Source organism: Desulfoplanes formicivorans (assembly GCF_001748225.1).
In the GTDB taxonomy this organism is placed as follows: domain Bacteria; phylum Desulfobacterota; class Desulfovibrionia; order Desulfovibrionales; family Desulfomicrobiaceae; genus Desulfoplanes; species Desulfoplanes formicivorans.
The window spans coordinates 348,023-369,214 of the sequence record NZ_BDFE01000020.1 but is presented as its reverse complement, the minus strand read 5'-3'; the positions used below and the strand labels follow the sequence as shown (position 1 = coordinate 369,214).

Sequence of the window (21,192 nt, the reverse complement as noted above, 5' to 3'; positions counted from 1 at the left end):
GGCTGGTCTTGCCCGATCACACTGCAACCCTATCAAACACTCGTTACCAACAATGCGGAGGATCTATGGCTCTTTTTACCAATCAAGAGGCTTTGGACTACCATTCACAAGGGCGCAAGGGAAAACTTGAGGTCATTCCCGTCAAGCCGTGTGCGACCCAGAAACACCTTTCCCTGGCCTATACACCTGGCGTGGCCCAGGCCTGTCTGGCCATCAAGAATGATCCTTCCCGGGTTTACGACTACACCAACAAGGCCAATCTCGTGGCCGTGGTTTCCAATGGCACGGCCGTGCTCGGTCTTGGCAATATCGGCCCCATGGCCGGCAAACCGGTCATGGAAGGCAAGGGCGTCCTGTTCAAGGTCTTTGCCGATGTGGATGTCTACGACATCAACGTCAACCAGCCCGATCCGGACAAGATCATTGAATTGTGCACCATGCTCGAGCCGACCTTTGGCGGGATCAACCTGGAAGACATCAAGGCTCCAGAATGTTTTTACATTGAGGAAAAACTCATCGAGTCCCTGAACATCCCGGTCTTCCATGACGACCAGCACGGGACCGCCATCATCTCCGGCGCAGCCCTGGTCAACGCCCTGGAACTGAGCAACAAGAAGGCAGAGGATATCAAGGTGGTTGTGTCCGGAGCAGGCGCTGCCGCCATTGCCTGCGCCAAGTTCTACCAGAGCCTGGGTGTGCGCAACGAAAACATCTACATGTATGATTCCCGGGGACTCATCTACAAGGGCCGCGACGGCATGAACCCCTACAAGGCTCTCTTTGCTCAGGACAAGGATTACGGGACCATGGAAGAGGTCATCAAGGGAGCGGATCTGTTCCTTGGCGTCTCGGTCAAGGATATCCTGAGCCAGGACATGGTCAAATCCATGGCCGACCAGCCCATCATCTTTGCCATGGCCAATCCTGATCCCGAGATCACCTTTGATGCCGCCCGCCAGGCACGCCCCGACTGCATCATGGGCACAGGACGATCCGATTATCCCAACCAGATCAACAATGTTTCCGGATTTCCCTTTATTTTCCGTGGTGCCCTGGATGTACGGGCCTCCACCATCAACGAAGAAATGAAAATCGCAGCGGCCAAGGCCCTGGCCAAGCTGGCCAAGGAACCAATCCCCCAGGAGGTTCTGGATGCCTACGGCATGGAATCCATGACCTACGGTCCGGACTACATTCTGCCCAAACCCCTGGACCCCCGCCTCATCCTGCATGTGGCCCCGGCCGTGGCCCAGGCTGCCATTGATTCCGGGGTTGCACGAATCACCCTGGACATGGACGCCTATGTGGCGGATCTCGAAACAAGAATGCGTGCCTCCCAGCAGCGCATTCAAACCGCCATTGCCAGCTACGACCTGGAGTTCTAGCCTGCCATCGGCCATTGTTTCCCGCAAAAAAGCCGCCCCAAGGGGCGGCTTTTTTGGATGGACAGGTAAACCTCTTTGCCTACTCGACCAAGGGCAGCCCACTGTTCACCCAGGCAGCCATGCCCCCGGCCAGACTGTGGACATGCGCAAAGCCCTGGCTTTGCAGATAGCTCGCAGCAATATTGCCCCGGTACCCCACCCCGCAGGTAACAATGACTTCCTCGTTTTTGGGTATGTCCGGAACATTCTGAAGAAGTTGGGGCAAGGGTAAATGATGTGCTCCTTCTATGTGTCCGGAAGCCCATTCCCCATCGGTGCGCACATCATAGAAATATGTACCGCCCCCCTTTTCCAGTTTGGCATGCAGCCTTGATGCAGAAATCTGCCAGAGCTGATCAATGGGATAGCCCTCCTCCTGCCAGGCAGCGATGCCCCCGTACAGATAGCCAATGATATTATCGTAGCCAATGCGATGCAGCTGAACAACCATGTCCTGGTAGGCCTTGGTATCCGTGACCACCAGAATGAGCTCCGAAGACGGATCAATGACCATGCCGATCCAGTTGGCCGTCTGCTTGGCAAACCCGATATTAATGGACCCGGGAATATGCACGCCGCCGAACGCGGCCGTATCCCTCGTGTCCAGGACGACAGCGCCCCTGTCCACAAGATCCTTGACCTGCCGGGGACTCATGTCCGTGACCACGGGGCAGCGATCAAGCAGGGGAACCCCGGTGCGGTTGGTCTCGATGATGTGATGAAAACTCTTGGGTCGCTCGGGAAAGCCCTGTTTCATCTTCCGGATGAATTCCTCTTTGGTGAGGGTCAGCATGGGGTTGCTGACCTTTTCGAACCCGATGGTTGAACTGGACTTGGAACTCATGCCCTTGCCGCACAAGGAGCCTTCGCCGTGGGCGGGAAAGACTTCCAGACTGGCCGGCAACGCCCCGAGCCTGTTGTACAGGGAATGGTAAAGATTGTGGATCTGCTCGTCGATGAGCTCTTTGCCGGCAAGATCCGGACGTCCGATATCCCCCACAAACAAACAGTCTCCGGTGAGCACAAACCAGGGTTCGCTGCTGCGGGACAAATCAGTGACCACAATGGACATGGAATGGGGAGTATGCCCCGGGGTCTTGATGAATTCGAGCCTGGCACTGCCGAAGTCCATGACCTGTCCTTCGTGAAGAACGGTATGCTCGAAGGTGACCGGCGAATCCTCCATATAACAGATCGCAGCCCCGGTACGCTGACGCAGTTCCTGATTCCCGCTGATATGATCGGCATGGATGTGGGTCTCGAAAACATGGGTGATCTTCATGCCGTTTTCCCTGGCAATATCAATATATTCCTGCACATCCCGCTTGGGATCGACCACACAGGCGACCTTCGCCCGGGGACAACCGATGATGTAGGAAAGACAGCCCAGGCCATTGACCGTGATCTGTTTGAAGTACATGAGTGTATCCTCCATATGCAGCTGCAACTGGCTGTTGATGTGACCGGCATGCGACCTGATATCCAACGGATATCCACCGGACTTGCCGACGATGTATTTGTATTGTGAGCGCTTCCAGGTTCCTTGGCAAGGCCGATCCCCACTTTTTTCATGAAGATGGCCAATGTGCTGCCTGTCCCGCGATCCCTCCAATGCAGCCTGCCATGAACCTGTGGACCGATTTTTGCTGATTTGTCCCCATCCACGATCCTTCAGGTTGAGACAATGAGCAAACCTACTTTTATTACAATTAATCCAAATAGCTACAAAGACATCCCAGGGATGTCGAAAAACCGTCACCTTCATGGGCAAACACCGGATACGTCGTTTGCACAGCGATTGGAGGCAATCCGGACCCGCATGGACATGGCCATGGCCAATGCTCTGTTGGACAACGGCACCCCGACCGAACCGGGAACCGATCTCCTTTCCCAGACCCTCAATCTTGAAGTGCTGGCAACCCTGTCCAAACTTTCAGGCCACCAGGACAATCCGGTGACATCCTTGATGTCCCCCCACCAGACCGCTCCGGGCAAGGTCCGGCAGGAATCCCGAAACCCCGAGCCCGAGCTGGACCATGCCCGGGCCAAGGTAGACAAGCTGGCCCGGGAGAAAGTGGCCGAACACGAAGTCAACGCCCAGGAAAGCCAGCCGTTCATGCCCCGGGGAATGCTTTCACGCCCTTTCGAGTCCCAAGAGCAGTGTGACGCCATTGGTTACGACCGACATGGCGGAACGTCCTATGGCATATATCAGATCTCTTCCCGTCAGGGAACCATGGACCAATTCATCGATTTCCTGCGCCAGGAAATCCCTGCCTGGGCCAAGCGGCTGGAACAGGCAGGACCGGCCGACACCGGCAGCACCCAAGGGGCCATGCCCTCGGCCTGGCAGGCCATTGCCCGGGAAGATTCCGATCTCTTTGCCGATATCCAGCACCGCTTCATCACCAAAACCCATTATCTGCCCGCTCTGGAAAACATTCTGCAACACACCGGGATCAAGGAACATCTCCTCTCGGCCCCGCTTCGGGAAGTCATCTTCTCCACAGCCGTGCAGCACGGTCCCACAGGAGCCGGGAACATCTTCAAGCAGGCGTTGGAAAACCTCGATCTGGACGATTCGTCTGATCTGGCCGCACGCCTTTTGGATCAAATCTACACCATCAGAAAAACCCGGTTTTCCAGCTCCTCCAGCCGGGTTCAAGCCGCCGTTACCAGCCGCCTGAATCAGGAAGCCCTTCTGGCCCGCCATCTTCTTGATTCAATGATTGGTTGACCCCCTCTCCGCACACCCTTTCTTGCGCGTGATACCGTGTACGCCTCTCCCATGTACCGGGTATCGCGTGGACAGGAGTCCCCTGTTGTCACCAAGATGACCATCGGGAAAAAATATGTTCTTGTCTCCATACCCATGACCATGTATCGTGAAGGAGCCGAGCCTTTCATTCCCACCGACCAAGGAGACACCATCCATGCACAAGACCGAACTCGTTGCCCTGCTTCAGGAAAAGACCGGCGGCACGTCCGAGGAAGCCCGCAAAACCGTTAACGCCATGATTGATATCCTCACGGAAAGCCTGGCCAAAGGGGACAACATTCAGCTTCCCGGCGTGGGTTCCCTCAAGGTGGTGGATAGGACCGAGCACAAGGGCCGCCATCCCCAAACAGGCGAGGAGATCACCATTCCCGCCCGCAAAACCGTCAAGTTCAGCCCGGGCAAATTCCTGCGGGAAACCGTCAAGTCCCTCGATTTCATCACCAAAAACGTATGATCCTCTGACAATGGTGAGGCCAAAAAGGTTGCCACAACAGATCTTTTGGCAGCATGACTGCCGACCATTGTTTGTACGCAAGACCCAGCACCGCCTGCCAAAAGGCCTGCAGGCACGTTCCGACGCGAGCAGACAATTCCTCCCATAATGACGGATTCAGGGTCGCACAAGCCATTGCCGGGACCGGACAGGAACCCGGCAATGCAATAGTCAATCAATGAGGACAATACCTTGTGCCGGGCCTCTTTGATTGACCACCGCATCAATGCCGTCTATTCTCCCGCGTCAACGCATTCAGGCGGAACGTTCATTCCGCCGAACTTTTCCCACCCATCCCAACCCTGGATTCACCATCATGCAGACTTATTCGCCGCTTTTTTCCGACTTCTACCAATTAACCATGCTCGCCGGATACTTTGCCGAAGGTATCCATGAAACGCCGGCCACCTTTGATCTCTATTTCCGCAAGCCTCCCTTCCAGGGAAGCTATGCCGTATTTGCCGGACTCAAGCCCGCCCTTGATTTCCTGGAAAACCTGCAATTTGGGGATGACGACATTGCCTACCTGCGAGGCCTCAATGAATTCACCCCCGAATTTCTCGATTTTCTGAAACACTTTCGCTTCCGGGGCAAGGTGACTGCCATGCCCGAGGGTACGTGCGTTTTCCCCCGGGAACCCCTTGTTACAGTGGAAGGGACCCTGGCGGAAACCCAGTATGTTGAAACCGCCCTCCTCAATTGCATCAACTTCCAGACCCTGGTGGCGACCAAGGCCGCCCGGGTGACCACGGCGGCCGGCAGGAAAAGTGTCCTCGAATTCGGCCTTCGCCGGGCCCAGGGGCCGGACGGCGGTCTCAGCGTTGCCCGGGCAGCCTATATCGGGGGTATCCGAAGTACCAGCAACATCTGGGCAGGCAAGGATCTGAACATTCCGGTCAAGGGCACCCATGCCCACAGCTGGGTGATGAGCTTTCCCGACGAGCTGACCGCGTTTCGGGCCTATGCCAGATGTTTCCCCAAAAACTGCATTCTGCTCATTGACACATATGACACATTGCAAAGCGGCCTGCCCAATGCCATTACGGTTGCCCGAGAAATGCGCGAACGCGGCGAGAAACTTCTGGGCATCCGAATCGACTCCGGAGACCTGGCCTATCTGAGCAAGGAAGTCCGCAAGGCCTTTGACGCAGCCGGATTTCCCGATGTGCTCATCACGGCATCAAGCGATCTGGACGAATACGTCATTGACTCGGTCAACCGCGAAGGTGGATGCGTGGATATCTGGGGTGTGGGGACCCGTCTTGCCACCTGCGCGGGAGAAGGCGGAGGGGCACTGGGCGGGGTGTACAAGCTGGCCTGGTGCAATGGGCTTCCCAAGCTGAAAATCACCAATGATCCTTCCAAGCTGACCCTGCCGGACCGTAAAAAACTCTGGCGGCTGATCAACCCCGATGGCAGCTTCTTCATGGACGTCATCTCCCTGGAACGGGAAGTTCCCCAACCCGGCGACCGCGTCTTTGACCCCACGGCCCCGCTGTTACGCAGCAGGATCATTCCGGACAACGTCCGCTTCGAGTCCATCCGGCACACGGTCATGGAAAACGGATCCATAGTCAGGGATGAATCCGATCTGGCCTGTCTGGCCGACCGGTGCGTTTCCCAACTCGAACGTCTTCCCGAAGGTTCCTTGCGACTGCTGAACCCCCATTTGTACAAGGTGGCCATCACCGCAGGACTCAACGACCTGCGAACACGCCTCCTGCGGGAACTGCAACAATAGCAACCGGTAACGCAAAGCGTATGTGCGGCCTGTCTGGAACGTGAAGGCCAAAGTGTCCTCTCCCCCAGCCAACCGCACGCTGCTTCAAAAGAAGTCCCCAAAAAAAGAGGAACCAATGAAGATATCACTGGTTCCTCTCTTTTTCTGGGGTGGACGAAATCCCAAATTATATTTACAGACAAGAGAAAGGGAGTTTGTTGTATACTTGGACGGAGGGGAATGTCTGCGGTCCTGCATCCTCCGTACAAGACGGGAAAACGGATCTCCCTGCAACTTTTTCAATCCGGATTCCCACTCTACATGGATAGTTGTACCGGTGAGGAGTACTCCATCTCGAACAAGGACCGCATCCTCACCATGCAAAATGCTCATTCCTTTTCGACAGTGACTCCCAGAACCTGCTCCATCTGACGCAGGGCAAAGGCACCTTCCTCCGGAGTCAGTGCGGCCACACACGAAGCAGGCACGCGAACCCCATAGCCGCGCATGACGGCGTCTGCTGCCGTGTACAGCACGCAAATATTGCTCACAACTCCCGTCACAATCACTTCCTGCACGCCAAGCCGTTGCAGTGTCTCTTCCAGATCTGTCTTGTAAAAGGCGGAATAATGCTGTTTGGCAACCAGATGTTCTCCGGGCAGCGGAGCGAGTTCGTCCACCACCTGGCTTCCGGGTGTTCCCCGAAGAGCATGGGGAGGCCACCCCATTCGGATGAACTCCGGATCATCCGGTTCATGTTCGTCGCATACGAAAAACACCGGCCATGCTTTCTGGCGAAACAGCTCAAGATACTGCCTGATTCCGGGAATGATATGCCGCGCGCCAGGCACTGCAAGCGAACCGTGGGGAAGGACAAAATCATTGAGCATATCAACAATCAAAAGAGCCTGTTGCATGACCATCCTCCTTTCATGGACACACATGAACCACCAGCCAGCAGGGTGTCATGATCCTGCACACCGTGTAAAAAAACGGGACACTTGTGAACGTGCCCATACATCCTGATGACGTAGCCCGCTGAAATCACTGACTTCAACAACTTCGAAACTTGGCATCTCCCCTGCTATACGGGCAGGGTATCCGGCGATTACCCCCGCCATGCCTCTTTCATCTCAACAAGGACGCATTCAAAGCCATGCACGAAGTCAGCAACCATACCGTTGTGGAACGATCTCTCCGCGTGAAGAACAAACTCGGACTTCACGCTCGGCCTGCAGCGATCATCGCCCGAACCGCACAACGATTCAAAGCCCAGATATGGATCATTGATCGCAACAAAAAGGCCGATGCCAAGAGCATTCTGGACATTTTGTGTCTGGCCATTCCCCACAAGGCAGCCATCACCATCAAGGTGTGCGGGCAGGATGCCGTGGAGGCCATGGACACACTCGACGCGCTGTTTGAGCGCTACTGCGAGGACATCGCTTCCCAGGAATGAGGGCTGAACCGACACCACGCCGGGCGTCTCAAGCGACCTGATCCAACAACCTTCTGATCCCGAACATGCGATAACGGGACAAACCTTTCTCAGATGGCCCGGGCCACAAACATGCCCACAAAAAGAAAGACAAGCCCGAGAACGGTTTGTCCGAGCACATTGGCCGTGGCAAGCAGCCATTGGGAATACCGGATCAGGGATGCCGTTTCAAAGGCATAGGTGGAAAAGGTGGTAAAAGCCCCCATGAATCCCGTAAGCACATAGGGCTTGATTCCGGGAGGCAGGGCCATGCGCTCATCAATCAGGGTCACAATGAATCCGAACAAAAAGCACCCGAGAATATTGACAATCGCCGTTCCCAACGGAAAAGACTGTCCAGCCATTTCTTGAACGACTCCGGCCAGAACATACCGGCAAAGCGCCCCCAGGCCTCCGGCCAGGGCAATGAACAGAAATTTCATCAACACGGGATTCCTTGTAGGCCGGTGGGGCCATCAACCAGGCGATATCCTGGTGCAACGCGCGGAAAACAATTGGTGGGCCGTTTGATGGGAAATACGGACCTGACCATGGACCTGATGCAGCCGTGACAATGTAGTCAGGAAACAGGACGTGTCAACAAACCCTTGACGACCTGTGCCGCGCTTGTTAAACAAATTGAACACAACAACCATCAAGGACCTGTCATGCCCACCCTTTCCGCTCCAACTCCCGTGGAGGCCTTTCTCCACCGAACCTTCACGGCTACGGGAATCGAAACCCAGATAGCCCTGGCATCGATCCTCCGCGTGAACAGGGCCGCCATCAGCATGGCCAAAAAAAAAGGCAGGGTTCCGGAAAAATGGGCTCTCAAGCTGGCCGAGCTGTATGGTTTGAACCCGCGCTGGCTGCTCAAGGGACAAGGGGAACAATACCTGCGTGGCGAACACGCCACAACAACCATGGCCATCCCCAGGGTTGCCGCCAAACTCTGCGCAGGCGGGGGTTCCTTTGAAACCAGCGCCATGGTCAGGGATACCATGGTTTTTTCCAGATCATGGCTCAGGACCAAGGGCAATCCCGAGACCATGGTCCTCATGGACATCATCGGGGACAGCATGGAGCCCGAACTCAGGGACGGGGACACGGTTCTCATCGACCACTCCCAGACCAGCGTGCATGCGGGAGCGATCTACGCCCTGGGCGTTGGGGACAGCCTGCTTATCAAACGGGTCGAACGCCAGCCCGGCAGCATAGCCCTGATCAGCACCAATCCGAGCTATGCCCCGCTTGTCCTTCAGGGGGACGAACTCGAAACCCTGCGGGTTCTGGGTCGCATTCTCTGGGTCTGCCGGGAATACCGGTAGAACAAAACCCCTGCGGCTTCCCCTGTTGCGTACCGGACTTGCCCCGCCCTTGCGGTGCACCAGCACAAGCAGCTGTTTGTCCCGGGTGGGTGCCCCTTTGCCCTTGTTTTTTTTGTCCACACTGTTAATATTATTTAACAAGACTGTCGAGGAAACATCATGCAAAAAAGATTCTGTGAATGCGGATATCTGTTCTGGGTCCAATATCTTTTTCAGAACAACCTGTTCATCCCGCTTTTCTGGCCCAGCATCGGTGACATCAAAACCATATCCACCTGTCCCCATTGCGGACGCAGACTGGACATCAATCAATTGCGATAACCGGCTGATTGCCATGCGTGCCGGTGGCATGCTCTCCTGTGCCCCGTTCTGCAGCCAATTGCCCGCACCCGGCCATAATGGACCGTCCCTTGCTCCACCGGATGCGGGTATGCACCCCATGCTCACGCAGATATCCGGCAAAAGCGAGCAGGTCCCTGTCCTCAGGGGCCTTGAACCGGGCGTTGCGCCCCGGGTTGTAGCCAATGACGTTCACCCGCACCGGTAGATCACGGATGAACGCGAGCAGGTCTCGGACATGATCCCGGCTGCCATTGACTCCCTTGAAAATCACGTATTCGATGAAAAATTCCCTGTTGGGCGGCAGGGGAAACGTTCGCAGGGCCTGTCGGAGCTGATCCAGTGGAAAACGTTTGTTCACCGGCATGATGCGGGAACGCAGCTCGTTGTTGGCTGCGTTCAGGGAAATGGCCAGACGGATGGATGTCAGCCCGGCTTCGGCCAATCGTTTGAGGCCGTCCACACGTCCGGACGTGGACAGGGTCATGCGCCGCAACGGAATATCCAGTCCCCGCTGATCCTGCATCACCCGAATCGCCTGCATGACATTGTCGAGATTATCCAGCGGTTCGCCCATACCCATGAACACCACGTTGCGCACCGGATGTCCCATGACGTGCCGGGTTCGCCAAACCTGGGCCACGATCTCCTCTGCGGTCAGCTGCCGCACAAACCCCATGCCTGCGGTCTCGCAAAACACACACCCCTGTCTGCACCCCACCTGGGAGGATACGCACACCGTGGAGTATCCCCGCATGGGAATGATCACGGACTCGATCCGGGCCCCGTCATCCAGGGTGGTAACAAACTTTATGGTCTCACCTTCATTGACCGTATCGGTGATCTTTCCCGTTGCCCAGCCGAGTACGGCCTGCACCCTGTCGGCCAGATCACCGGACCGTTTGAAGGCATCAATCGTTGTCACGTCCCTTTGCCCGTGCTGCATGACGTGGCGATACAGGGCCTGTCCGTGATAGGCGCCCTTGTTGAACCGGGTGCGCAACTCCCGGGTAAGCTCATCACAGGTCAACTGGAAAACCGGCACTGTCGTTGTTGTGCAATCCTGCTGTTCTTCCATGAAAATTCCGGTTAAAATCTTGCAACATATTGCCCGGATACCGATCCCACCGGGATCAGAATGCGTTCATCGCCACCAGCAAACTTTCATCCTCATCCTGAAACCGTTTCTTGATCTCCAGAATTTCCTCCTGCACACGAAAAAACGCATCAACAACATCAGGGGCGAAATGGGTCCCCCGTCCCTGTCGAATGATGTCATAGGACCTTTCCAGGGAAAACGGCTCCTTGTAGGGACGGCGCGATGTCAGGGCATCGAACACGTCGGCAATGGCCGTAATCTGCCCCACAAGGGGAATCTGCTCGCCAGCAAGCTGGTTGGGATAACCGCTGCCATCCCATTTTTCGTGATGGGTCATGGCAATGACCCGGGCCAGACGAATGTGCGGTGTATCCGAACCGGCAAGGATGGCCCCGCCAATAAGCGTATGCCGCTTCATGACCTTCCACTCCTCGGCATCCAGTTTGCCGGGCTTGAGCAAAATGCGGTCGGGGATACCGATCTTCCCCACATCATGCATGGGAGCGGCATAGAGAATCCGTTTGCAGGTAGCTTCGCCCAGGCCCAGTTGCCGGGCCACGGCTGCGGCATAATGGCTCATGCGCTTGATATGGCCACCGGTTTCCTCGTCCTTGTACTCGGCTGCCCGTGAAAGACGATAAATGGTATCCAAAGAGGCTGCCTCAATGCGTGCATTGGCCTTTTGAAGTTCACGGGTCCGCTCCTGAACGGCCGCCTCGAGTTTTTGCTGATACTCCTTCATGTGATCGTTGTAGGCCTTGACCTTGACCAGTGAACGCACCCGGGCCGTGAGTTCCGACCGGTCAACAGGCTTGCTCAGAAAATCGTCCGCCCCGGCCTCCAGGGCCCTGACCCTATCCCTGACATCATTCAGGGCCGTGACCATGACAATGGGCACCGTGCGTGCGGCTTCACGCGCTCGCAGCTCTCTGGCAAGGGCATACCCGTCCATGCCAGGCATCATCACATCCAGCAAACACACATCAGGATCAATGGTCTCAAGCATTTCAAGGGCCCGGGGACCATCTTCCGCCAAAACAACCTCATACCCTTCCGGGACGAGCATGGCTTCCATGAGGCGCAGATTCTGCGGCTCGTCATCTACAACAAATACCACGGGTCGATCTTTCATCACTCCTCCGGAGCCACTTCGTACCTGTCCCTTCACCAAAAAGAACCCGGACTTTTTGCTCATGCAGGATTGTTCCCTGATCCCGATAAAAAGGCTTTGATCAGGTCCAGCAAACGATGGATATCAATGGGCTTGCTCATATACGCATCGCATCCTGCCGCCAGAATGGCTTCCCTGTCTCCCTTCATGGCCGAGGAAGTCAGAGCAACGACCGGGATGTCCCGGGTCTGGGCATCAGCCTTGATGCGCCTGGTGGCCTCAAGGCCGTCCATGGTCGGCATCTGGATATCCATGAGAACAAGAGAAGGCCGTTCCTTGCGTATCATTGCCAGGGCCTCGAGACCATTGGTGGCTTCCAGGGTCTCGAATCCACTGAATTCCAACAGCTCCCTGACCAGTTTGAGGTTGAGTTCGTCGTCTTCGACAACCAGAACGACCTTCATGCTCATGATTCACATTCCTCCCGGGAATTACTTGTTGTTACAAGGCCACGAACCCTGCGGACCGGATTCACTGTCATCACTGCCCACCATTATCCGGACATTCACATTCCTGCCGATCTTCGGGAACAAAGGGCAGCTGCAGGACAAACCGGCTTCCCCTGCCCGGTCCATCGCTCATGGCCCACGCATTGCCACCGTGCAGGATCATGATTTCACGGGTAATGGGCAACCCCAATCCCGAGGAAGGCGTTTTGACCAGAGCTCCTTCCCGCGTCTGGTAAAAGGGCTCGAAAACATGAGCAAGGTCTTCGGCTGCAATGCCAACGCCCGTGTCGGACACACTGATGACAATGCTTGGCCGGGTGACGGCCGAGGCCATGTCCGGTGAAAACCACGCAGGAAACGCAACGTCCCCGGCGTCCGGATCGACAAAATCCACGGCGATTTCAATGGACCCACCATCCGGCGTGAATTTCACGGCATTGGATAAAATATTGAACAGGGCCTGCTTGAGTTTTCTCTTGTCCGCGTACAACCCCTGTTCCCGACACTTTTTGCAAAATCTCGTCTGAATACGGATGGCATGATGCGCTGCCTTTTCCCGGATCATGACCATGCCCGTTTCCACGATGTTGACGATGTCCACAACTTCCTGCTGGAGCACCTGCTTGCCGGATTCAATCTTTGCGATATCCAGGATATCGTTAATCAAAGCCAACAGATGCCGGCCGCTGGAAAGAACGTCCTCCACATATTCGAGTTGCTTGGCGTTCAGGGGACCGAAATACTGCTCCCGCAGCACTTCGGAAAAGCCGATGATGGAGTTGAGGGGCGTACGCAGCTCATGGGACATGCTGGCCAGAAAATCGCTCTTGGCCCTGCTGGCAACCTGGGCCATTTCCATGGCCCGTTCCAACTCCTGGGCCATGCGCTTTTCCTCGGTAATATCCTCTTTCACGGCCACGTAGTGGGTGATGGTACCGTCCGGATCCTGCAAGGGGGAAATGGACGCCCGTTCCCAATACAGTTCCCCGTTTTTCTTCCGGTTGCAGAACTCGCCTTTCCACTCCCGACCGCTTGATATGGCCAGCCACATATCCTGGTACAGGTCACCATCCTGGATACCGGCCTTGAGAATGCGCGGATTCTGGCCGAGCACCTCCTCTGCCTGGTATCCCGTGACCGTGCAAAATTTGGGATTTACATATTCTATATTACCATGACTGTCGGTGATCACCACCGAAGCCGGGCTTTCTTCCACCGCACGCAATAATTTGCGCACTTCGTCAGCGGTCCGTTTCTGAAGTTGCCCGCGATGTTCAGCCAGTTCCTTTTCGGTCTTCTTCTGCCGGGTGATGTCCGTGCTGCACCCGATAATCCGGTAAATGGATCCCGACTCGTCCACCAGGGGATTCAGACGGGTCAGCCACCAGATTTCCCTGCCCTGAAGGGGAAGGCACTCCTCGTATTCGATGATCGTACCTGCCGACAGGCAACGTTCGTAGTTTGCCCGAAGGCCTGCTGCTATATCCGGCGTGATGAGCGGAACAAGCTCTTCGGGAGTTCTGCCGACAACCTGCGCCTCGCTCAGACCGGATATCCGCGTGTGGGCAGGATTGAGACCGGCATACCGAAAATCTCCATCTTCTGTCACCTCAATGACGAACATGGCCGTGCTGGCCCCGTAATAAATGCTCTCAAGCAACTGCCTTTGCTGTTCGCGCTTGTCATCCAAATCGCACAACGCTTTGCCATCCTTGCTCAACCGAGATTCCACGGACCCCGTTTTTGTATTGGACCTTGATCGGACCATATGTTCCCCTCTCCCTGGGTATGGCTTGTAAGCCGGTCATCACAATTGCTTCTTTGAAATCATCACCAACAGGTATGTCAAGCAGGCATGCGCGTGAACACGCCCAAAAGAGCCCGCCGCCATGTGCTTTCCCCCTGTTCTGACCAACCAAGACAAGCCCTCCGCGCCTCCCTGTTTGCATGGCCATGGCACAATGTCGAATCTTCACGAAAACCACGCAGGGCACTTTTTGGGATCAAAGGCAGACTCGAACGAACAGCAAGGGATGCCATCATGTTCCCCAAAACCCGAAGCAGCGTTGTGTTCCGCCAGGATTTTGCTGACGGGATCCTCCCATACCCAAACCACCCGCCCATCAACACCACGGAAAGGAACGCGACATGTGTACAGTCAGCATGCCATCAAACCGGGTTGCCAGCAGGAGTGCGCAATTGCTGGGGACCGTCCCGCACCTGTCACAAGAACGCCCTCATCCGCGCACGCACCCGCAGTCACACATGGAAGTCATGAGCATCCGGTTCTGTGCGTAGGTGATCTTGATGCGACGTTTAAGATCCGCCAAGGCATCTTCTTCGTTGGCACCATCACGACCAGTCATGCGCCATTGCTCATCCGTGAGCACAAAAACATGGGTCATGGGACCAAGGCGTTGTTCCATGATCCTGCGGGCACACGCCTTGTCACAGCCATCAATGACCATGATTCCCGAACTGTGACGGGCGCGCCACACAGCACGCTTCTCACCGTGTTCAACAGCCGACAGTTCCAGGTGCCTGGAAAGCCGTCCCGGGCAATGGCTGCGGCTATTTTCCCGGCCAGGCCGTTGTCTTCCTCACAACCGGCGCATCCGACCACCAGCGTCGGTCCGGTTGGTGTTTTCTTTTTTCCGAACATGGTAATATTCCTTGCAAGACGATTCCGGCTCTCTGATGATCATGGAGAAAAGAAACCGGTAAACAGGATGCACGTGACCACCACGGATACGGCCATAAGACATGGTCTAAGGACGTTCCGCAATGAGCATCCGGATGAATGACCCGTAAAGGAGGCATGATAGCACCTTGCCAACAAGGTAACGCCCCCATCTCTGACGGTCTGTATTTGCACTTTTGGCCAACTAATGACCGCGCACCCGCCTGTCAACACGCAACCAGGGGCCAGAACAGCAGACAACAGTCTGGCAGACGCCAAATATCTGTGTCCCGAACGGCTTTGCATGCGTACAGTCCAGACCGGCCAGGAGTTCCCTCAAGCCAGGCTCATGAGCCGGATCCTTACGGAGACAAGCTCATTTTTTCACAACCATTGCGGGAATTGTCCAACATGGTATGTGGTTGATAATTTTCACGAACAAGGAATCCGGGACCATGACGGCGCAACACGTCGAACAGGAAGAACAAGGGGCATGCCACGCATGACGCGGGCAGCTACCCCCGGGAATCATCAAGCCAAGGAAGGACAGCCGTGTTACTCATCAGTGGCCTCAAACGGGCTATCGAACTCTATTACGATCATCTCGCAACCATAAACTGCAACACATGCAATCCTGCACGCTGGGCCATCAACACGGGATGGTACGCTCACGAGCCCAGGGTTGCTCCTGTCCAGCGCCACCTGACCCTGCTCAAGACCGACAACCAGGAGCCCATACACTCCACGGTTCCTTCCCCTGCCAACCAGGCTACCAGAATTCTCGTCATCAGCAGGAAAGCACGATTCTCCAGGGACATGATAAACTATTCCCTGGACATGGCGTCCAAGCGCAATGCCGAGATCATGGCCCTCAATCTGGACGAGTGCGAACGGGATTTCAATGCGTTTCAGGACAAGGCCAGGTCAAACGCGGTCATGTTCATGGAAAAGGCCAACAAGGCCGGCATCCGTTTTTCCCACATGGTTTGCGATGGTCCCGAGCGAACGGCAATCGAGCACGTCTCCAGGGTGGTGGGGGAGCCGGATTTTGTCATGGACGATGTCCCGGCCCTTTGCGGAGCCGATCACGCCATTCCCGTCTATATCCAATGCAAATAAAAGGAAGAAAGCAATGACACCTGCAATGGAGATGGTCATGGCGGTACTGGTCATGACCATTATTCTTTTTGTCGTGGATTGGGTTCGAGTGGATGTGGTGGGCCTGATCATGATGATCGTTCTTCCCCTGCTCGGGCTGGTCACCCCGGAACAGGCCATCAGCGGTCTGAGCAGCAACGCGGTGGTTTCCATCATCGCGGTGATCATCATCGGAGCCGGACTGGACAAAACAGGGGCCATGAACACCCTGTCACGGGTCATCCTGCGCTTTGCCGGCAACAACGAAGGCCGCATCGTCACCTGTATCGCCGGAACCGTGGCCCTCATTTCCGGGCTGGTACAGAATATCGGAGCCGCAGCCCTGTTCCTTCCAGCGGCCAAACGCATTGCCAACCAGACACACATCCCGCCCGGACGCATCCTCATGCCCATGGCATTTCTGGCCATCATCGGAGGTTGTCTGACCCTGGTCGGATCAAGCCCTCTCATCCTCCTCAACGATCTCATGGTTGTCGGAGGCGAGCATTACGAACATTTTGGTCTGTTCAGCGTAACGCCCATAGGTCTGTGTCTCGTGGCTGCCGGGCTTGCCTATTTCCTTATTTTCGGCAAGCTGATCCTGCCTTCCGGAGCCGTCACGGACGAAGATGCCCATGGCCCCATGTCCAAGCTCCTTGCCAACACCTACGCAGGGGTCGGTACCCTCTTTGAAATCAAAATCCCCGACCAGTACAAGGGTCCCCAATCCCTGGCCGCCCTGCGCATCCGCCCCCTCTATTTCTGCTCGGTCGTTGCCATCAGGCGGGGCAAAGGCAAGCAACGCATCATGGCTCCGGGCCAGGACGAACATGTGTATGCGGGCGACCATCTTGCCGTTGTCGGCAGCGAGGAACATGTCCGTTTGCTGATCAAGGATCTCAATTGGATCCTCCTTCCCGAACTGTCCCACTTTGCTGAAGACCTCTCGCCCAACAACGTCGGAATCATGGAGGCCATTGTCACGCCGCGCTCCCAGCTTCGCGGCAAGACCCTTGCTCAATTCGGGGCCAGGCGAAGGTTCCACATCACGCCGTTGGCCATTTTCCACAATAATGCCATCGTGGTCAGCGGTCTCAGCGAAATCGTCCTGCAGGCAGGGGACGCGCTGCTCCTGCACGGCCAGTGGAAAATGTTCCATCTTCTCAAGGACAAGCCCGATCTCGTGTTCACGGAAAAAATCAAGGGGGAGATCTTGCGCAAGGACAAGGCAACAACAGCCGTGTTCTGGCTGGGACTCTCCCTGACCATGATCCTCGGATTTCATGTCCAGTTGTCCATTGCCCTGCTCACAGGTGCCGTGGGCATGATCCTGACCAAGGTGCTCAGCGTTGACGAGGCTTACGCCTCGGTGGATTGGATGACCATATTCCTGCTGGCCGGACTCATTCCCCTGGGCATGGCCTTTGAAAATACCGGAACAGCCCGATTCATTGCCACGGCCATCATGAACACCCTGGGAACCCCTGAACCCCTTGTTCTGACTCTGGTCATCGCCCTGCTGACCTCGTTTTTCACGTTGTTCGCTTCCAATGTCGGGGCGACCGTACTCCTGGTGCCCCTGGCCATGAACATGGCCAACCAGGTGGGCATGGACCCGCGCGTGGCCGCGCTGACCGTGGCTCTGGCTGCGTCCAACACGTTCATCCTTCCAACCCACCAGGTCAACGCACTGGTCATGCGACCAGGCCATTTCACAACTGGGGATTTCGTGCGTGCCGGCACAGGCATGACTCTCATCTATCTGGCCGTAATGATCGGAGCCACGGCCCTTTTCTACGGATTGTAGCCTTCCACACCCTGGCAAATATTTTTTCGGCTTCCACGCATGCACGAAATCTGTTACTGTTCGCCCAAACAAATGGGTTGTCCTGTCAGAATACAGCCAGTTGGAACAACCCCGGCAACAGCAAACCAAGGAGGCCTGCATGTGGGACTACACGGACAAGGTCAAGGAACATTTTCTGCATCCCAAAAACGCCGGGGCCATGGAGGATGCCGACGCTGTGGGCGAGGTGGGAAGCCTGGCCTGTGGTGATGCCCTCAAGCTCTACCTCAAGGTGGATGAGAACGAACGCATTGTTGAAGCCTCGTTTCAGACCTTTGGATGTGCCAGCGCCATTGCTTCCAGCTCGGCGCTGACCGAGCTTATCAAGGGCAAGACACTGGAAGAGGCCAAAGCCATTTCCAACAAGGACATCGCCGACTTTCTCGGCGGTCTCCCCCGACAGAAAATGCACTGTTCGGTCATGGGCCGCGAGGCCCTTGATGCGGCCATCGACAACTACAAGGGCATCAGCAGACCCAAGGAAGAACTCGAAGGCGAGATCCTCTGCCATTGTTTCGGGGTGACCGAAGAAAAGATCCGCCAGGCAATCATGGAGAACAACCTGACCACGGTGGAGGACGTGACCAGTTTCACCAAAGCCGGAGGCGGATGCGGGGAATGTCTGGAAGACATCGGGGAACTTCTGGACAAGGTGCGGGCCGAGATGAAAAAGCGCCCCCCGGTCGAAAAACAACCCGCCGGTTTGAGCAACGTGCAGCGGATGCAGCTGGTCATGAAGACACTGGAGGATGAAATTCGTCCCAGCCTCAAGCAGGACGGCGGTAATATCGAACTGGTGGATATCATAGCCAAGAAGGTTCTGGTGCGTCTGCAGGGCACGTGCAGTCATTGTCCGGCAAGCAAGGCCACGCTCAAGGGATTTGTCGAGGCCAAACTCAGGGAACAGGTAGAACCGGATATTCAGGTCGAGGAGGTGGTCTCATGAACAAGGTCATCTACATGGACAACAACGCCACAACCAGGGTCGCCCCGCAGGTGATCCGGGAAATGCTCCCTGTCCTTGAAACCTGGTACGGCAACCCCTCAAGCATGCACGGATTTGGAGGCGCAGTCGGAAAACGTCTTGACCAGGCCAGAAAGCAGGTGGCTGATTTGCTGCAGGCCGATCCGGGAGAAATCGTATTCACCTCGGGAGGCACCGAAAGCGACAACACCGCCATCCTTGCGGCCCTGGCAAGCCAACCCCACAAACGGCACATCGTCACCACCCGGGTCGAACATCCGGCCGTACTCAGTCTGGTCAAGGATCTCGAGGAACGGGGCTATACCGTGACCTGGCTTGGTGTGGACCGCAAGGGACACCTGAATCCGGATGCCGTGCGCAAGGCCGTGCGCAAGGATACGGCCATTGTTTCGGTCATGGCCGCCAACAACGAGACAGGGGTGCTCTTTCCCATCGACAAGATCGCTGCCATCACCCGGGAAAAGGATGTTCTCCTGCATACAGATGCCGTACAGATCATGGGCAAGCTCCCCTTTTCCGTACAGGACATTCCCGTGGATTTCCTCTCCCTTTCCAGCCACAAGATTCACGGTCCCAAGGGTGTGGGCGCCCTGTACGTCCGCAAGGGAGTCAGGTTCAAGCCGTTTATTATCGGCGGCCATCAGGAGCACGGCCGGCGTGCCGGCACCGAGAACATCCCCGGCATCGTGGGGTTGGGCAAGGCCTGCCAGCTGGCGGCCCGGCACCTGGACGAGGAAACCATTCGGGTCGGAAAACTGCGGGACCGACTGGAAGAGGGCCTGCTCTCGTCCATTGATCACTCCCAGCTTAACGGCGACCAAAACAATCGGTTGCCCAATACAACGAGTATCGCCTTTGAATTCGTGGAAGGCGAAGCCATCCTGCTGCTCATGAACGAACTGGGCATCTGTGCCAGCTCGGGATCAGCCTGTACATCAGGAAGTCTTGAACCCTCGCATGTCCTGCGGGCCATGGGGATCCCCTTCACCTATGCCCATGGCTCCATCCGTTTCAGCCTGAGTCGGTACACCACGGACCAGGAAGTGGACACGGTCATCCGCGAGCTTCCCCCCATCATCGCCCGGCTCCGGGAACTATCACCTTTTTGTTGATCATCAGCCAACACCGGGTGCAGGCTGATGCTTCCTGTTCCAGCAAGGGCGGTCCCTTGCGAGACCGCCCTTGGAAAAACACACCCGGGTCTTGACGAGACGTACCGGGAATGCAACAGGACAAGGCCTGATCATTCCCGGTCATGCATTCCTTTGACTCCGGGATAACCCCCATACGGAATGTGTTCTGTCTCATGCCCGATCCCAAACGCCCGTACCAACGTCTCACCCGCAACGAACTCGCCGCCATGCGCACCCTCATGGCGGCCAAACGGACCTTTCTTGCCTGGTGCCGGACAGCCATGGCCCTCATGGGGTTCGGATTCATCCTGGAAAAAACCATCTGGTACGTACAAAGAGAGGCAGGCATTCAGCTGAGCCAGGCCATTCACGAAACAGGCATGCTCAGCCTTTTTGCCTTCTGTTCCGGAGGGCTGATCATTCTCCTGGAGGGCATCCGCATGGTCCAAACGACCAGACGACTGGCCTTCAGACAGTCAACCAATGCCTATCGTACCGAGTTCGTGCTTGTCCTTGCTCTGGCGGCCATCATGATCGCATGCTTCGTGTATTCCATGAAAGCCCTGGCCATTCCCCCCGCCACGCCCTGATCCCGGGCCTTGCCGCATAAAAACCTCTGTTTCATTTCTGCTAGTCTTTCGGCCGCATCCTCCATCCCCTGCCATGGCATCGTCTTGTTGGGGTCCCCATTCCATCCATCACTTTACCAAACCATTACACACGCCCACCTAACGCACAAAAAATCTTTACACCCACGCGGTAGGAAAGATTGTACGCGCAACGCATCGGGTAGCAGCAATCAGGCAACAACTCCCAACCCTTTTCAAACATCATGACCATACAAAGTATCAAGGGATGTATCGGCTGCGGGACCTGCGTGAGCACCTGTCCCACGGACGTTATCCGTCAGAACTCGCAGACCGGAAAGGCGTTCATCAAGTATTCGGCCGACTGCCAACTCTGCCATTTGTGCCAGATGTACTGTCCCGTGGACGCCATTACCATCAATCCGGACAAATCCATTCCGGTCATTGTTGCATGGGGGTAGCATGCCACCTCGAAAAAGACACATTTCTGTGTCGATCAGTCCTGGCCTTTGCTACCTGACCCAATCAGAAAATGAATCAGGAGA

At 56.1% G+C, this 21,192-nt stretch carries 21 protein-coding genes; 13 read left to right on the top strand and 8 right to left on the bottom strand.

Going from position 1 to position 21,192, the window contains the following annotated elements:
* The first annotated feature begins 65 nt into the window (after positions 1-65).
* On the top strand, positions 66-1,385 hold the full coding sequence (locus DPF_RS13240; RefSeq protein WP_069860133.1) for a malic enzyme-like NAD(P)-binding protein: 1,320 nt from the start codon (positions 66-68) through the stop codon (positions 1,383-1,385).
* A gap of 79 nt (positions 1,386-1,464) precedes the next feature.
* Here the strand turns inward: DPF_RS13240 and DPF_RS13235 are convergent, their stop codons facing one another.
* Positions 1,465-2,844, bottom strand: a complete 1,380-nt coding sequence (locus DPF_RS13235; protein ID WP_069860182.1) for an MBL fold metallo-hydrolase — start codon at positions 2,842-2,844, stop codon at positions 1,465-1,467.
* Positions 2,845-3,255: 411 nt separating this feature from the next.
* On the opposite strand from DPF_RS13235, the gene DPF_RS13230 reads away from it, so the two are divergent.
* The 3 genes from DPF_RS13230 to DPF_RS13220 all read left to right on the top strand — a co-directional run bounded on the left by DPF_RS13230 (position 3,256) and on the right by DPF_RS13220 (position 6,437).
* Complete coding sequence (locus tag DPF_RS13230; RefSeq protein ID WP_141721139.1) at positions 3,256-4,161, top strand: VgrG-related protein; 906 nt, start codon at positions 3,256-3,258, stop codon at positions 4,159-4,161.
* A 196-nt stretch (positions 4,162-4,357) separates the two neighbouring features.
* Positions 4,358-4,657, top strand: coding sequence for an HU family DNA-binding protein (locus DPF_RS13225; protein WP_069860131.1), 300 nt, complete (start codon positions 4,358-4,360; stop codon positions 4,655-4,657).
* Positions 4,658-5,012: 355 nt separating this feature from the next.
* Positions 5,013-6,437 (top strand): nicotinate phosphoribosyltransferase, encoded by a 1,425-nt coding sequence (locus DPF_RS13220; RefSeq protein ID WP_069860130.1) that lies wholly within the window; start codon positions 5,013-5,015, stop codon positions 6,435-6,437.
* Between the two features lie 368 nt (positions 6,438-6,805).
* Here DPF_RS13220 and DPF_RS13210 read toward each other — a convergent pair whose 3' ends face one another.
* Entirely contained in the window at positions 6,806-7,333 is a 528-nt protein-coding gene (locus DPF_RS13210) for a cysteine hydrolase family protein (protein ID WP_083254725.1), read from the bottom strand.
* A gap of 239 nt (positions 7,334-7,572) precedes the next feature.
* Here DPF_RS13210 and DPF_RS13205 point away from each other — a divergent pair, with 239 nt between their 5' ends.
* Complete coding sequence (locus DPF_RS13205; protein ID WP_069860127.1) at positions 7,573-7,875, top strand: HPr family phosphocarrier protein; 303 nt, start codon at positions 7,573-7,575, stop codon at positions 7,873-7,875.
* An 89-nt stretch (positions 7,876-7,964) separates the two neighbouring features.
* Here the strand turns inward: DPF_RS13205 and crcB are convergent, their stop codons facing one another.
* Positions 7,965-8,336 (bottom strand): fluoride efflux transporter CrcB, encoded by a 372-nt coding sequence (crcB, locus tag DPF_RS13200; RefSeq protein WP_069860126.1) that lies wholly within the window; start codon positions 8,334-8,336, stop codon positions 7,965-7,967.
* Positions 8,337-8,561: 225 nt separating this feature from the next.
* Between crcB and DPF_RS13195 the strand changes: the two genes are divergently transcribed.
* Positions 8,562-9,221, top strand: coding sequence for a LexA family transcriptional regulator (locus tag DPF_RS13195; protein ID WP_069860125.1), 660 nt, complete (start codon positions 8,562-8,564; stop codon positions 9,219-9,221).
* 159 nt (positions 9,222-9,380) lie between these two features.
* Positions 9,381-9,542 (top strand): hypothetical protein, encoded by a 162-nt coding sequence (locus DPF_RS14190; protein WP_176724276.1) that lies wholly within the window; start codon positions 9,381-9,383, stop codon positions 9,540-9,542.
* On the opposite strand, the gene rlmN is transcribed toward DPF_RS14190, so the two are convergent.
* The 5 genes from rlmN to DPF_RS13170 all read right to left on the bottom strand — a co-directional run bounded on the left by rlmN (position 9,526) and on the right by DPF_RS13170 (position 14,810).
* The gene (rlmN, locus tag DPF_RS13190; RefSeq protein WP_069860124.1) at positions 9,526-10,638 is read right to left on the bottom strand and encodes a 23S rRNA (adenine(2503)-C(2))-methyltransferase RlmN; all 1,113 of its coding nucleotides are present in this window, start codon (positions 10,636-10,638) and stop codon (positions 9,526-9,528) included. The two genes, DPF_RS14190 and rlmN, sit on opposite strands and share 17 nt — an antisense overlap.
* Before the next feature lie 55 nt (positions 10,639-10,693).
* The gene (locus DPF_RS13185; protein ID WP_069860181.1) at positions 10,694-11,791 is read right to left on the bottom strand and encodes a response regulator; all 1,098 of its coding nucleotides are present in this window, start codon (positions 11,789-11,791) and stop codon (positions 10,694-10,696) included.
* A gap of 59 nt (positions 11,792-11,850) precedes the next feature.
* Positions 11,851-12,240: a response regulator gene (locus tag DPF_RS13180; RefSeq protein ID WP_083254724.1), complete on the bottom strand. Its 390-nt coding sequence runs from the start codon at positions 12,238-12,240 to the stop codon at positions 11,851-11,853.
* A gap of 70 nt (positions 12,241-12,310) precedes the next feature.
* Positions 12,311-13,978: a PAS domain-containing sensor histidine kinase gene (locus DPF_RS13175; protein ID WP_176724275.1), complete on the bottom strand. Its 1,668-nt coding sequence runs from the start codon at positions 13,976-13,978 to the stop codon at positions 12,311-12,313.
* Positions 13,979-14,516: 538 nt separating this feature from the next.
* Positions 14,517-14,810, bottom strand: coding sequence for a putative zinc-binding protein (locus DPF_RS13170; RefSeq protein ID WP_269433419.1), 294 nt, complete (start codon positions 14,808-14,810; stop codon positions 14,517-14,519).
* A gap of 701 nt (positions 14,811-15,511) precedes the next feature.
* Between DPF_RS13170 and DPF_RS13165 the strand changes: the two genes are divergently transcribed.
* The 6 genes from DPF_RS13165 to DPF_RS13140 all read left to right on the top strand — a co-directional run bounded on the left by DPF_RS13165 (position 15,512) and on the right by DPF_RS13140 (position 21,108).
* Entirely contained in the window at positions 15,512-16,078 is a 567-nt protein-coding gene (locus tag DPF_RS13165) for a hypothetical protein (RefSeq protein ID WP_069860121.1), read from the top strand.
* A gap of 13 nt (positions 16,079-16,091) precedes the next feature.
* Positions 16,092-17,903: an SLC13 family permease gene (locus DPF_RS13160; RefSeq protein ID WP_069860120.1), complete on the top strand. Its 1,812-nt coding sequence runs from the start codon at positions 16,092-16,094 to the stop codon at positions 17,901-17,903.
* Between the two features lie 139 nt (positions 17,904-18,042).
* Positions 18,043-18,888, top strand: a complete 846-nt coding sequence (nifU, locus tag DPF_RS13155; RefSeq protein WP_069860119.1) for a Fe-S cluster assembly protein NifU — start codon at positions 18,043-18,045, stop codon at positions 18,886-18,888.
* Positions 18,885-20,039: a cysteine desulfurase NifS gene (gene nifS, locus DPF_RS13150; RefSeq protein ID WP_069860118.1), complete on the top strand. Its 1,155-nt coding sequence runs from the start codon at positions 18,885-18,887 to the stop codon at positions 20,037-20,039. The genes nifU and nifS overlap by 4 nt, the downstream gene beginning before the upstream one ends.
* 194 nt (positions 20,040-20,233) lie before the next feature.
* Entirely contained in the window at positions 20,234-20,650 is a 417-nt protein-coding gene (locus DPF_RS13145; protein ID WP_176724273.1) for a YidH family protein, read from the top strand.
* A gap of 242 nt (positions 20,651-20,892) precedes the next feature.
* Positions 20,893-21,108 (top strand): 4Fe-4S dicluster domain-containing protein, encoded by a 216-nt coding sequence (locus tag DPF_RS13140; RefSeq protein ID WP_069860116.1) that lies wholly within the window; start codon positions 20,893-20,895, stop codon positions 21,106-21,108.
* Positions 21,109-21,192: the final 84 nt, after the last annotated feature.

Bases quoted from the DNA above. Each gene is read 5' to 3' on its own strand.
- DPF_RS13160 (WP_069860120.1), top strand. From the start codon at position 16,092: ATGACACCTGCAATGGAGATGGTCATGGCGGTACTGGTCATGACCATT.
- nifS (WP_069860118.1), top strand. From the start codon at position 18,885: ATGAACAAGGTCATCTACATGGACAACAACGCCACAACCAGGGTCGCC.
- DPF_RS13185 (WP_069860181.1), bottom strand. From the start codon at position 11,791: ATGAAAGATCGACCCGTGGTATTTGTTGTAGATGACGAGCCGCAGAAT.
- nifU (WP_069860119.1), top strand. From the start codon at position 18,043: ATGTGGGACTACACGGACAAGGTCAAGGAACATTTTCTGCATCCCAAA.
- DPF_RS13180 (WP_083254724.1), bottom strand. From the start codon at position 12,240: ATGAGCATGAAGGTCGTTCTGGTTGTCGAAGACGACGAACTCAACCTC.
- DPF_RS13230 (WP_141721139.1), top strand. From the start codon at position 3,256: ATGGCCAATGCTCTGTTGGACAACGGCACCCCGACCGAACCGGGAACC.
- DPF_RS13240 (WP_069860133.1), top strand. From the start codon at position 66: ATGGCTCTTTTTACCAATCAAGAGGCTTTGGACTACCATTCACAAGGG.
- crcB (WP_069860126.1), bottom strand. From the start codon at position 8,336: ATGAAATTTCTGTTCATTGCCCTGGCCGGAGGCCTGGGGGCGCTTTGC.
- DPF_RS13140 (WP_069860116.1), top strand. From the start codon at position 20,893: ATGACCATACAAAGTATCAAGGGATGTATCGGCTGCGGGACCTGCGTG.
- DPF_RS13235 (WP_069860182.1), bottom strand. From the start codon at position 2,844: ATGTACTTCAAACAGATCACGGTCAATGGCCTGGGCTGTCTTTCCTAC.
- DPF_RS13220 (WP_069860130.1), top strand. From the start codon at position 5,013: ATGCAGACTTATTCGCCGCTTTTTTCCGACTTCTACCAATTAACCATG.
- DPF_RS13145 (WP_176724273.1), top strand. From the start codon at position 20,234: ATGCCCGATCCCAAACGCCCGTACCAACGTCTCACCCGCAACGAACTC.
- DPF_RS14190 (WP_176724276.1), top strand. From the start codon at position 9,381: ATGCAAAAAAGATTCTGTGAATGCGGATATCTGTTCTGGGTCCAATAT.
- rlmN (WP_069860124.1), bottom strand. From the start codon at position 10,638: ATGGAAGAACAGCAGGATTGCACAACAACGACAGTGCCGGTTTTCCAG.
- DPF_RS13195 (WP_069860125.1), top strand. From the start codon at position 8,562: ATGCCCACCCTTTCCGCTCCAACTCCCGTGGAGGCCTTTCTCCACCGA.
- DPF_RS13225 (WP_069860131.1), top strand. From the start codon at position 4,358: ATGCACAAGACCGAACTCGTTGCCCTGCTTCAGGAAAAGACCGGCGGC.
- DPF_RS13205 (WP_069860127.1), top strand. From the start codon at position 7,573: ATGCACGAAGTCAGCAACCATACCGTTGTGGAACGATCTCTCCGCGTG.
- DPF_RS13210 (WP_083254725.1), bottom strand. From the start codon at position 7,333: ATGCAACAGGCTCTTTTGATTGTTGATATGCTCAATGATTTTGTCCTT.